The 11,824-nt window shown below is 59.4% G+C and carries 10 protein-coding genes; all 10 read right to left on the bottom strand.

The window, feature by feature from the left end:
• Nucleotides 1–207 precede the first annotated feature (207 nt).
• The 10 genes from VVR85_RS09170 to VVR85_RS09215 all read right to left on the bottom strand — a co-directional run bounded on the left by VVR85_RS09170 (nucleotide 208) and on the right by VVR85_RS09215 (nucleotide 11,808).
• Complete coding sequence (locus tag VVR85_RS09170) at nucleotides 208–3,354, bottom strand: type I restriction endonuclease subunit R (RefSeq protein ID WP_368520600.1); 3,147 nt, start codon at nucleotides 3,352–3,354, stop codon at nucleotides 208–210.
• Complete coding sequence (locus tag VVR85_RS09175) at nucleotides 3,347–4,537, bottom strand: restriction endonuclease subunit S (RefSeq protein WP_368520601.1); 1,191 nt, start codon at nucleotides 4,535–4,537, stop codon at nucleotides 3,347–3,349. The genes VVR85_RS09170 and VVR85_RS09175 overlap by 8 nt, the downstream gene beginning before the upstream one ends.
• Nucleotides 4,538–4,539: 2 nt before the next feature.
• Nucleotides 4,540–6,114: a type I restriction-modification system subunit M gene (locus VVR85_RS09180; RefSeq protein ID WP_368520602.1), complete on the bottom strand. Its 1,575-nt coding sequence runs from the start codon at nucleotides 6,112–6,114 to the stop codon at nucleotides 4,540–4,542.
• A 27-nt stretch (nucleotides 6,115–6,141) separates the two neighbouring features.
• Nucleotides 6,142–6,438 carry a hypothetical protein gene (locus tag VVR85_RS09185; RefSeq protein WP_368520603.1) on the bottom strand — a complete coding sequence of 99 codons (297 nt, stop codon included), beginning with the start codon at nucleotides 6,436–6,438 and terminating at the stop codon, nucleotides 6,142–6,144.
• Between the two features lie 244 nt (nucleotides 6,439–6,682).
• A complete protein-coding gene (locus VVR85_RS09190; protein ID WP_368520604.1) occupies nucleotides 6,683–8,122 on the bottom strand; it encodes a hypothetical protein in 1,440 nt (479 codons plus the stop codon).
• Nucleotides 8,119–8,823 carry an ATP-binding cassette domain-containing protein gene (locus VVR85_RS09195; protein WP_368520605.1) on the bottom strand — a complete coding sequence of 235 codons (705 nt, stop codon included), beginning with the start codon at nucleotides 8,821–8,823 and terminating at the stop codon, nucleotides 8,119–8,121. The genes VVR85_RS09190 and VVR85_RS09195 overlap by 4 nt, the downstream gene beginning before the upstream one ends.
• 75 nt (nucleotides 8,824–8,898) lie before the next feature.
• Nucleotides 8,899–9,561: a response regulator transcription factor gene (locus VVR85_RS09200; RefSeq protein ID WP_066492843.1), complete on the bottom strand. Its 663-nt coding sequence runs from the start codon at nucleotides 9,559–9,561 to the stop codon at nucleotides 8,899–8,901.
• Nucleotides 9,558–10,730: a sensor histidine kinase gene (locus VVR85_RS09205; protein ID WP_368520606.1), complete on the bottom strand. Its 1,173-nt coding sequence runs from the start codon at nucleotides 10,728–10,730 to the stop codon at nucleotides 9,558–9,560. Before VVR85_RS09205 ends, VVR85_RS09200 begins: the two co-directional genes overlap by 4 nt.
• Nucleotides 10,724–11,134: a recombinase family protein gene (locus VVR85_RS09210; RefSeq protein WP_368520607.1), complete on the bottom strand. Its 411-nt coding sequence runs from the start codon at nucleotides 11,132–11,134 to the stop codon at nucleotides 10,724–10,726. Before VVR85_RS09210 ends, VVR85_RS09205 begins: the two co-directional genes overlap by 7 nt.
• A 401-nt stretch (nucleotides 11,135–11,535) precedes the next feature.
• Nucleotides 11,536–11,808, bottom strand: coding sequence for a helix-turn-helix domain-containing protein (locus VVR85_RS09215; protein WP_368520608.1), 273 nt, complete (start codon nucleotides 11,806–11,808; stop codon nucleotides 11,536–11,538).
• Nucleotides 11,809–11,824: the final 16 nt, after the last annotated feature.

An 11,824-nucleotide genomic window follows, 5' to 3' on the forward strand; every position in this document is an offset into this window, starting at 1 on the left:
GTCGATAGACACCATATCGCCGGTAAACAACTCCCTCAACTACTCGTTGGCCGTCATGAAGGTGAACAGGGCTGATGAAAGCTCGTCGGACAATGCCAGGGCCTGTTCCAGCTGCAACCCATGATGGTCACCCTATTTGCCCTCGGGGCCTATCACAGGAACTAACTCGTACACCACGCTAAGGGACGCAACCTTTCTAACGGCTGGTTAGGCGGACTGCCCCTCGACTAGAGCAGCCGGGTCAACAATGTCACCGAAGCGCTGAATGAGGACATTCACTTTGTCGACAACCTCCGCCTTGGAGACAGTCGGACCGGTGGCCCTGCCAAACCGGCGCATCGGCGGCAGAATACTGGCAGCGCCCATACCTGCCGACGACACATGACCGACGGCCAGTCCGCGGGCGACAAACCTGTAGGTTTCAGCCGTCTTCAATCGGTAGGCGGCAATTAACTCGTCGACTTCGGTTACAAAGCGCTGGCGCGCTATCTCGAAGAATTCTTCTGCAGTGGAGTGGCCCTGCAGTTGCTCAATGAACTGCTCAATCAGGTCAGACTTAAGGCGCAGGCGAGGCGAGGAGTCCATTTCGCGACGAACACGCTCATGGTCGTCGTCAGATAGTTGACCGCGGGCATCTTTCAGCTCCAGCACCAAGGAGACGATGTAGTCAACATCGACAGCAAACTTACCGACGAGCTGAATATCGAACTCTAAGTCTTCGACAACATCGACCGGCTCTCCACCGATAGATCTCGTCATCTGCTCATGAATGTGCAGGTAAACCGATTGGTAGTCCTGCATATCACGACGTGACAAAGAAGTGTCGTCACCGAACTCTTCGAACATGTCGAGGACATTGATAAGCCGCATGATCTCGGTGAACTGCGTGACGAACTCACGCTGCGCTTTATTCCCAGCAGGGATTTCACCCGGCACAAACCGTTGCTTCATCTCATCAACAGCGGTGCGGTATTTATCCAGGTAGTGGTCATAGGACTTAAGGACAACCACGTTGTAGGCCTCGGAGTCACCAAAACGCTGAACTGCGTCATGAATTTCATCGTCCAAATTGCGGTAGCAAACAATGTTGCCTGCGACTTTCCGCGAGCTGAAAATACGGTTGGTTCGCGAAAACGCCTGAATAAGACCATGCTGACGCAGATTCTTGTCCACGTACAAGGTGTTGAGCGTAACCGCATCGAAGCCGGTGAGGAACATATTGACCACGATGACCAGGTCGACCTCACGGTTTTTAACCCGTTGGGACAAATCACGGTAGTAGTTCTGGAATCCTTGCTGATCCGCAATCGAAAAATTGACCCCAAACTGAGCGTTGTAGTCCTCCACAGCACCAGCCAGGAAATCTTTATCATCACCCACCAACGTCTCAGACGAGAGATCTTCGTCCATAAGGAAGCCCTCAGCGTCGGTAACGTCCGCCTCACCGGAGGGAGTGGAGAAAATGGTCGCGATTTTCAGTCGCTTACCCTCCGGCAGCTCGGCCATCTGTTTAGCAAACTCGTTGTAGTACAGCTTCGCAGCAGTAATCGAACTCGTGGCCAACATAGCGTTAAAGCCTCGGACAGAAGCCACCCGCGTTTCCGTCTCACGCCCCTGCTTATAAGCAGCAGGATCGTAGTCCTGGACCTTGTGGGAAAACACCGATGACCGACTGGTATGCGCCGAATAGTTATCGAGGATATGGGTGACAACCTTGGAGATGCGCTCCTCGGCCAGCAGCGCTTTCTCCCGATCAATAGCCGAGATTTCCTCGTCATTAGCCACGGCGGCCTGCATCGTGTCATAGGTCTGGATGTTAAACGGCAGCACGTTCCCATCACGGATAGCATCAGTGATGATGTACGTATGCAGCTTCGGACCAAACACGTGCTCCGTCGTTTCAACCACGGGAGTGTTTGACCGGCGTTTAGCCTCATCTTCCGGGGTATGGAAAATAGGCGTGCCCGTAAAGCCAAACATCGACGTTTTCTTAAACCGCTTGGCAATGCGCTTGTGCATCGAACCAAACTGCGAGCGGTGGCATTCGTCAAAAATGAACACGACATGCTGGTTATACACGTCCAGCGACTCACTTCCACCAGCGAGGTGATTGAGCTTTTGCAGAGTAGTAACGATAATTTTCACATCATCATCGGCAAGCTGCTGACGCAGAACCTTAGTAGAGTTATTGCCATTGGCCGCGCCTTTGGCAAACTTGTCGTACTCTTTCATCGTCTGATAGTCCAAGTCCTGCCTGTCAACGACGAAAACAACCTTGGCTACCTCGCTAAACTGCGTGGCCAGCTGAGCCGTTTTAAACGAAGTCAGTGTCTTTCCTGACCCGGTGGTATGCCAAATGTAGCCGCCCGCGTCGCGGGTGCCGAGCACTTTGGGATTGTTGATGTTGGACTTGATTTTGTTCAAAATCCGCTCAGTGGCCACCACCTGGTAGGGGCGCATAATCAACAGCGTATCGGTGGTGTCGAGGACACAGAATTTAGTGACGATATTGAACAGGCTGCGCTGGGCGAGGAATGTGCGCGCAAAGTCGATCAGTTCAGTAATCTGCTTGTTTTTCGCATCACTCCACCACATGGTGAATTTAAACGAGTTCGACTTTTTGACCGTGCGCCCCCGCTCCCCCGAAGCCGTCTTCACCTGGAGCATGCGGGTTGTATTGGAGTAATACTTCGTCAACGTACCGTTGGAAATAACGAAGACGTGGACATAGTCGAATAAGCGATAGCCAGACGAAAAGCTATCACGGGTATAACGGTTGATTTGATTGAACGCCTGCTCCAGGCTAACCCCACGCTTCTTCAGCTCAATATGTGCCATCGGCAGGCCGTTGAGCAGGATTGTCACGTCGTAGCGGTTGTTGCGCTTAGCACCCCGCGAAGTGTCAACGGCGTACTGGTTGAGCACTTCGAAAACATTGTGATGCGGGTTGTCAAAATCAATAAGACGAATGTTGTCCAGGCGCCCGTCATCGAACGTGAACGTGTAGACAGTCTTTTCATGTTGGATGCGCCGTGTTTTGTCCAGAACGGAATCTTCCGACTTGGCGATAAACTCCGCAAGCAGACGCTTCCACTCATGGTCTGTAAACTCGCAATCGTTCAACCGCTCCACATGGGCGCGCAGGTTGGCTACCAGACCATCTTCGTCGTTGATGTGGACACGGCGATAGCCTTGGCTGACCAGCGTGGAGATGAGGTGTTCCTCCAGCGCATGCTCCGACTGATAGTCCTTGTCGTCGCGGGGGCCTGGCGTGTATTCAGTCACAACCGTCGCATCATCGGTCGATGCGAGTCGGTAAGAATCGGAAGCAGACGACGTGTAGGGGTTAGTCATTGTCCTCAGACTCCTTAGCGGTGAAATCCAGCAAGCGACTGCGGTAGTACTCAAACTGCCTTCCACGCAGGTCACGCTCGTGTTTAAGGTTGTCAATCAGGGCTTGCATGGTGTCGAGCTTGTCCGCAATATCCTGCTGGACGGACAACGGAGGGAGAGGGATTTCAAAACTCTTAATGATCTTCATGTTGAGATCTCCACGTGCACCACGTCCGAGAGATTTCAGCTCGGAGTAGTTCATTGCCGTCCAATGAAAAACATAACGATAGTCACCAACCGACTCGTCGATGTGCATGCAGCAACAGTGCTGATTCGTTGTAGCTGGAATATCCAGAATTGCGGATTTCCCAGCAGTTGCCCCTGAAATAGCCACAACCACGCTTGGAGCTTTGACCCACTTGATTGCAGTTTCAGCAAGGGCTTTGTCCGTCACGCACAATTCGGTCGCGGCAATCCTATTGAAGTTAATCTCGCTCGTACGCAGCCAGGGAATGGTCCCGTATTCGTAATAGTCTCCGTTACCGGCCTTAGGCGTTGCTCCTGTTTTTATTTCATCTGAAATTCCAGCGAGAGTCGATGCAGGAGAGGTACTGCAAATCTCAGAGAAAATTTGCTCGCGGTAAACGTGAAACTGCTTCTCGCGCTGCTCGACCTCCAGGCCTAGGTTGTCGCCCACAGAGGCGAACACATCCAGAAAATTGACGATCTTGTCCTGAACTTCACGTGGTGGGAGGGGGATCAAATAACTATCCGTGTCCGAAACTTTAAGCTGTGGCAGCTTCACCCCGTTAAGTCGCGCGATCTCCTGAAAATGACCACTGTTCTCCTGCAATACGTAGCAGCCAAACCTAATGTTGAGCTCCTCCCCGCCTGCGCGATAGGACCAAAGCTCGGACTTTGTTGTGAAGGGTTCGTCGTAATAGACAAAATCAACGTAGCCGCGTGCTTTCACCACGATGCTTGGGTCTCGATGGATTGCCTTTTCGGGCAGATTATTGGACATGACCGTAGCCTTAGTGCTGCCTGCTGCAAACACAGTCACGTCGCCCTCAGCACAATCTAATTCCTGCATTTTTCCAGCCGTGATAGCGGTTCCCCTCTGGCGTACCGCGACATCTTTCAACCGAACGTAGTCCACGCCGTCGGGGCAATACTGGTCTAGTAATTGCTTGAGTGTGCTCATGGTTAGGCCACCTCGTCAGCCCTGAGTTCGGCGATAATTTCGTCCACCCGCTGCCGCAGTGCTTCCTGGGCGGTGATCGTCTCGGCAATCTCGGCATTAAGTAGCTCGATATCGATTTCTTCGCGGGTGTCTTCTCTTTCCACGTAGGTGTTTACCGACAAGTTGTAGTCTCTGCTTGCAATATCCTCTGGAGACACCAGCGCAGCCTTGTAGTCCACCTCGGCGTGGTTGAAGTAAAGGTCGATAATGTTCTGCCGGTTTTGCTTGGACAGAGTGTTTTGCCCCCCGTTCTTAACGAACTCGGCAGACGCGTCCACGAACAAAACATCGGTGGTGTCGCGATTCTTTTTGAGCACCAAGATCACGGTGCTAATCGGGGTGCCAAAGAAGAGGTTGGGGGGAAGCTGGATTACCGCGTCAACAAAGTTATTGTCGACAAGATATTTACGGATTTTCATCTCGTCGCTGCCACGGTAAAGGATGCCGGGGAACTCGACAATAGCTGCGACGCCGTCTTCTTCTAGGTGGTGGAGCATGTGCATGGTAAAAGCGAGGTCAGAGTAGCCTTTAGGGGCAACGGCTCCTGCGGGTGCAAAACGCTCGTCGTTGATGTTGGTTACATCGTCCTTACCCGACCAGTCTTGAGAGTATGGCGGGTTGGAGACGATGGCATCAAACGGCTGTACGTCCAGGTGCTTCGGGTTTTCCAGGGTGTCCCCCAGGCGAATGTCGAATTTTTCGAATGGAACCCCGTGGAGCAGCATGTTCATGCGCGACAAGGAATGGTTGGTGGGGTTGATTTCCTGGCCGTAGAGGCCCTCGGTGATGTTGTCGAGGCCCATGACGCGGACAAAGCGGAACAGGAGTGAGCCGGAGCCGGCGCACGGGTCATAGGCGCGGCGGATGGTGGTTCGCTTGTTGGCAGCGATGGTGGCCAGGATGTAGGAAACTTCCTGCGGGGTGAAGTGTTCACCGCCGCTGCGCCCGGCGTTGGAGGCATACATGCGCAGCAGGTACTCGTATGCGTCGCCAAACACGTCAATGTCGGTGTCTCCGAACTCACCAAGGTCGAGTTTGGCGATGGCTTGCATGATAGTGGCCAGCCGTTTGGAGCGTTCGACTGCGGTGCCGCCGAGTTTGTTGGAATCGACAGCGAAGTCTTGGAAGAGTCCTTCGAAATCATCTGCAGATTCGGCTTCGGCGGTGGATTCTTCGACTGCGTTAAATGCGTTTTTCAGGTCGACGTTGAGGTTATCGTTGTCGGCCGCGCCGGTGGCTAGAACGGCAAAAAGCTGGGAGGGAAGGATGTAATAGCCGAGCATTTCAGTGAAGGTGCCGCGCTCGGATTCGGCTTCCTCGTCAGTAAGGGTTGCGTAATCGAAGTCGGGATCTCCAGCTTCCCATTGTTCGGTGTTGATGATGTGGACGAGGTGGTCACACAGGTACCGGTAGAACAGGGTACCTAAGACATAAGTTTTGAAGTCCCAGCCGTCGACTTTGCCTCGGAGTTCGTTGGCAATGTTGCCGAGGGTTTTATGCAGGTTGTCGCGCTGAGACTTTTTTGTTGACGGGGACATTGGTCTCCTAACTGTAGGAAGAACGGGCTATAGAATTGAACGTTTACAGCTTAGTGGCCGGTCCGACACCAAGGACTGACTTGTGGCAGGTTGGTCGTTGTCCCTGATGGCACCGATGGTGTCTTTGGTTTTGAAATAGATTTCGGCGACCGCATCTATGTCGGCCTCGGTGTAGATGCCAGCTGCGTCGAGGTCGTTGGCGACCTCAAACAGGATGGATGGGTCAACGTTGTCCGGCAGGGAGGCTGACTTGTAGTAGAGCTGGAAATCCTCAAGCACTTTGGCGGGGTCGTTGACGAAGTCAAGGAACAAAACCCAGGGCACTTCAAACCCTATCGTTGGCATCAATCTTCACCACCAACGACTCACAACAGGTTGACAAATACCGAAATCGTGAATTCTTGCCCTTCCGTTCATACCCTAGAGCGCCGCCCCCGGGATCGGATCCACATGCTCGTTAGTGAATGCGTGTTAGTCGAGAAGAGCCGCACCACTCCTCGGCAGTTAATCGACTGACTAGCATTTACTAACGAGCATTTGTTATATCGCGCCGAAGGCTTCGCCCAGCTCAGCCGACGCGCCGGCCGAGCGCCCGCTCCGCCCGCCAGTGCAGGAGAACCGCCAGCACTCCCCCAAGAGCCAGCGCCGTGCCCAGGCGCCCCGCCCCCTCCGCCGTCTCGGGCCAGGAGGGCAGCGCGACGATCCACAGTGGAGTCTGCGCCAGGACATCCCCGCCGAGGGTGACAGAGAAGATTGCCAGGACCACCACCGTTGCGACGGCGGCCGCGGCCCCGGTGCGCAGCAGCACCAGAAACGACAGGAGGAGGACCACGTAGCCCACGAGGGCGGCGACGAGGAACCGGCGCGCTTCGTCGACAAGCGTGCCTCCCGCGGCGAGTCCGAACAAGCTGGCGGCGAAGCACACGGCGAGGGCACACAGCAAGCACCACAGCAGCAAGACCCGCGCGCTGCGCGCATACTCCACGCGCATCACGGCCCACGCCCCCTCCACCTGAGGCCACACCAGCACCGGCAGCAGCCCCGCGCCAAGCGGCAGGACCACGAAGGAAAACAAGCCGTGCACGTACGAGGCCGGGTAGATCAGACAGGTCAGGCCCATCGCCATCACCGACAACGCCACGCATCCTGCCAGGGCCGGGGTGAGCCCCGCGCTGGTCATCGCCCGCAACGGGCGCGGCCGCCCCGACCCGCGGCGGGCGACGGCGGGCGCGGGGACAGCGGCGGAAACGGCGCTTTTCGCTTCTCGACGCCCCCGCCCCCGCCCCGTCCATCCGGGGGTGAACACCGCGGCCGCCGCACCGACCGCCGCCAGCGCAATACACAGCCCGAGCGCCAGCCAGGGCTTTTCGGCGGCCAGAGGCGACCCCGGCTCGAGGGGCACCGCGTTCTGGTGCACCCCCAGCACCGGCAGCACCAGCCGGACGGGCCAGGACATGGGCCACACCCACCAGTGCTCGCCCTCCGCGAAGGGTTTCAGCGTCCCCACGATCTGCCACACGAAGAACACCGCGACGGCCACGATGAGGTTGCTCACCCGCGCCAGCGCGGCCCCCAGTCCGGCGAGGCCGATCGCCCCGGCGAAGGCCAGCGCCCCGAGCAGCAGGATTGTCCCGCTCCCGGGTCGGGACACGGTAAGCAGCCACGTGCCGCCGAAGTTGAGCACATGGAACACGGCCAGGCTGAGCAGCACGACCGCCAGGCGCGCGGCACGCTGGCGACGCATACTCACCGGCTGCCACTGCGTCCCCCCGCAGCGGGCCTTCTTTTCCCGCGCCTCGGCCACAGCTCCGAAAAGCGCGGCCAGCGGCGCAGCCATCCCTGTGAGGTAGATGGCCTGCCACATCAGCACGCCCACGGCATCTTCGCGCGGGTCGGTCACGCTGGCGAGGGCGTAGGTGACCAGAACGAGGGGCACCGCCAGCAGCGGCAGCCACTGCAACGCCGACCCGCGCGCCCGGAGCAGCTCCGCAGAAAGGTACCGGCTCATGCTTCCTCCCCCGCGGCAGTGAGGCGGAAGAACTCGGTCTCCAGGTCGCCGGTAGGGGCCAGCTCACCCAGCGGCCCGGAGTAGCGCACGTCGCCTCCCGCCAGGATGGTGGCGTCGTCGGTGAGGTGCACCACCTCGCCGAGCTGGTGCGAGCTGACAAGCACGGTGCTTCCCCGGCGTGCCCAGTCCCGCAGCAGGCCGCGCAGCTCGGTGATGCCCTGGGGGTCGAGCCCGTTCTGCGGTTCGTCCAGCACCAGGATCTCCGGGTCTCCCAGGATGGCTTGAGCGAGGGCCAGGCGCGCTTTCATTCCCGTCGAGAAGCTGCGGGTCTTCTTCGTGCCGGCGTCCGTCAGCCCGACCACGGCGAGTGCGCGGTCCGCTTCGGCGTCCGGCAGTCCAAGCAGGCGCGTGTGCACCAGCAGGTTCCGACGCGCCGAAAGGTGGGCGTAGTAGGCCGGGCCGTTGACGGAGGCGCCGATGTGGCGCAGCGATGCCCGGGTGCGGGGTTTGTCTCTGACGAGCACCTGGCCCGCGTCCTCGGGGATGAGGCCGAGGAGGATCGAGATGAGAGTGGATTTGCCCGCGCCGTTGCGGCCGAGCAGGGCGTGGACGCGGCCCTGCGCCACATCGAAGCTGACCGAGTCGAGAACGCGCTGGGCGCCAAAGCTCTTGGATACTCCGTGGAAGGAAATGCTGTTCATACCTGGGAGTCTTCCACGCGACGGACGCCGGCGGATCCGCCCCGGAGACGAAATCCCACGCCGCGGACTCCTCCCCTAGGAGGAGGCGCCTGCTCGCTGCGCGATGAGCACGAGCGCGACCCGGTCCCGGGCATGCAGCTTGGCCAAAAGCGAGGAGATGTGCGTCTTCACCGTCGTCTCCGCGACGCACAGCTGCTGCGCGATCTCGGCGTTCGTGGCGCCTTCGGCAACGAGCAGCAGCACGTCCATCTCGCGCGGGGTGACCAGGCTCAGCCCCTGGCGTTGCTGCGGGGACAGCTCCCCACCCGAGCTCAGCGCCGCCCGGTAGGCGGCGAGGACGTGCCCGGTGACCCGGCTGGCCAGCACCGACTCTCCCCTGGCGACACTGCGCACGGCGGAGACGAGCACCTCAGGGTCGGCGTCCTTGAGCAGGAACCCGTGCACCCCGGCCGCGAGCGCAGCCTCGACGAGCTCGGGGTCGTCGAAGGTGGTCAGCATGATGACCCGCACATCGGGGTGCGCCGCCATAATCGCCTTCGCCGCGGCGATCCCGTCGATGACGGGCATGCGGATGTCCAGCACGGCTACGTCGACAATGTGGCGCCCGGCTGCCGCGATCGCCTCGGCGCCGTCGGCGGCCCGGGAGACAACCTTGATGCCGGGCGCCGCGTTGAGGATGGTGGAGAGGGCCTCGGCGAGCATGACCTGGTCGTCGGCAAGCAGGACGCGGGTGTTCATCTGTCACTCCTCAAGGGTAGTTCGGCGTGAACGCGGAATAACTCGGGCGTGCCCCCGGCGCTCAGCGTGCCGCCGAGGGAGCGGGCCCGCTCCTCCAGGCCGATCAGCCCGGCTCCCCCGCCCCGCGTCGCCTGCGGTGTTCCCCGGGACGTGATGTCCAGCACCAGGGCCTCGCCGGGCTCGAGCTCCACCACGACGCTACTGCCCGAACCCTGGTGGCGCAGCACGTTCGTCAGGGCCTCCGTCACGATCCGCGCCGCCGCCAGGCCCACCAGCGACGACACCTCGGGCAGCTCGCGCGGCAGCTTCGCCTCGACAGTCAACCCGGCGGCCCGGAAACCCTCCAGGATTCCTGGGATGTCCCAGAGGGTGCGTGAAGGCTGCAGGTCGGCGTCCCCCACCCCGCGCAGCGCGCGCACGATACCGCGGACCTCGGCCAGAGCCCGGTCAGATGTCGAGCGGATGGTCTCGAGCGCCTCCACCGCAGCCCGGGCATCGCCTCTCGACGCCACAATGCCCGCGCTGGCCTGCACCTTCATCAGGGTGAGAGAGTGCGCAAGGACGTCGTGAAGCTCGCGCGCGATGAGCAGCTTCTCCTCCTCCTGCGCCGCGTGCAGGCGACCCAGCTTTTCCGCCTCCTCCGCGCGCCGCCGCAGCATCGCCCCGTGCCCGCGCGCGCCCGCGACGTACATCAGCGCGAGGAGCAGCCAGTGGATCGCCGCCAGGTACGTTGCATCGGCCGCGCCCACGTAGCGCAACTCCAGGTTGTCCAGCAGCCGCCACATCACGGGCGAGGCGAAGGTGCCCGCGAACATGACAGCCGTGATGAACCGCGGAACCCGCCGGTCCTCGCAGTAGCGCGACGTGGCATAGACCGCCATCGGGGCCGCCACGAGCCACGGCGAGATACCCGAGTTCAGCGGCAGCGCCAGAAACCACGTCCCCGCCCACGCGGCCAGGCACGCGGTGAACCCCGCCGCGCTGAGCACCGGGCGGGAGCGCCACACCCAGAAAAACGGCACAAAGCACCACGACACCACCGCTTGCAGCACCGCAACGCTTGTCGACGTCTCCCCCGGCCCCATGGAATACAGCACCGCCAGGATCGCAGCGAAGCCGGCGAGGACGCGGTCACCGGGCAGCGAGGCGCGCCACCAGTTCTTCAGCATGCCTGCAATTGTACGTGGCGCACCCCGCTGCGCTGGGTAGCGTGACGGCCATGAGCCTCCGACGCATCTCCGTTGTCCTCTTCCCCGACGTCGAGCTTCTTGATGTGGCCGGCTCCGTGGAACTCCTCGCTCGAGTCGAGGGACTCGACAATCGTGTGCAGATCTACCAGTGAGCGGGCGAGACGATCCATGCTCTTGACAATGAGCTGGTCGCCCTTTCGCAGATACCGCAGCACTTCCTCCAACTGGGGGCGGTGCCGGGTCGAAACGCTGACCTTCTCCTTGTAAATCTGGGACGCCCCCGGCCGCAAGGAGCTGATCAAGTTGGCGGTCCAAATTCTGCTCCAAGGAGCTCGCCCGGGCGTAACCGACTTTCTGTCCCAGAACCACGTCTTGATGTTCATTGATGTCTAGAGGCAGTGACGGTTCTGTTCTGTTAGACATAATCTAACCCTACCGAACAGGGAGAAGTTGTAATTCAAAAACGTTCACTTAGGGTGCACCCCAAATTGGCATCGAGGTGTGCACACCCTTATAAGATGATCGGTTCTTGGATAAAACGCTCAGAAAAATTTTGGTCTGCTCGTCATCGTCGAGGTCGTGCTGTGGGGGGTCATCGTCGCCGGATGCTGGGCCATCGTCCTAGCCTTCGCCTGTGGAGCCGCATTCTTTGGGGCACTCCTGGTGCTGCCGGTGGACAATAGCTAGGGATACTGCTGTACAAGGTTTTCTTCACGTAGGGTTTTATCTAACTGCCTAGCGGCAGGGAAACCGTATATTGCTTACGGCATGTTCCACTTTGCAGTTAAATAAGTCCGGCTTCGCGCAGAGCTTTCAGATGGCGATTAGCTTGCTGACGGGTGATGCCCAATTCCTGACCTATGGTTCGTCCTGACGGAGTCTTTCCTGTCTGCGTCAAGATGTCCATCGCTGTTGCTAGCACCCGTCCGCGGGTACCTTTTCCACGACTCTGTCGAAGTGCGTTTGCGGCCTGAAGCTTTTTGCGCTCTGAAGTGCCCCAGGTTTTGTTCCGTTTGATGAAACCCGTTTTTGAAACAACGTACGAAGCACAACCCACGCCGATGCCAAGGCTT

The organism is Corynebacterium sp. LK2590, assembly GCF_040946105.1.
In the GTDB taxonomy this organism is placed as follows: Bacteria; Actinomycetota; Actinomycetes; order Mycobacteriales; family Mycobacteriaceae; genus Corynebacterium.

Bases quoted from the DNA above. Each gene is read 5' to 3' on its own strand.
- VVR85_RS09175 (WP_368520601.1), bottom strand. From the start codon at position 4,537: ATGAGCACACTCAAGCAATTACTAGACCAGTATTGCCCCGACGGCGTG.
- VVR85_RS09180 (WP_368520602.1), bottom strand. From the start codon at position 6,114: ATGTCCCCGTCAACAAAAAAGTCTCAGCGCGACAACCTGCATAAAACC.
- VVR85_RS09205 (WP_368520606.1), bottom strand. From the start codon at position 10,730: ATGCTGAAGAACTGGTGGCGCGCCTCGCTGCCCGGTGACCGCGTCCTC.
- VVR85_RS09195 (WP_368520605.1), bottom strand. From the start codon at position 8,823: ATGAACAGCATTTCCTTCCACGGAGTATCCAAGAGCTTTGGCGCCCAG.
- VVR85_RS09200 (WP_066492843.1), bottom strand. From the start codon at position 9,561: ATGAACACCCGCGTCCTGCTTGCCGACGACCAGGTCATGCTCGCCGAG.
- VVR85_RS09190 (WP_368520604.1), bottom strand. From the start codon at position 8,122: ATGAGCCGGTACCTTTCTGCGGAGCTGCTCCGGGCGCGCGGGTCGGCG.
- VVR85_RS09210 (WP_368520607.1), bottom strand. From the start codon at position 11,134: ATGAACATCAAGACGTGGTTCTGGGACAGAAAGTCGGTTACGCCCGGG.
- VVR85_RS09170 (WP_368520600.1), bottom strand. From the start codon at position 3,354: ATGACTAACCCCTACACGTCGTCTGCTTCCGATTCTTACCGACTCGCA.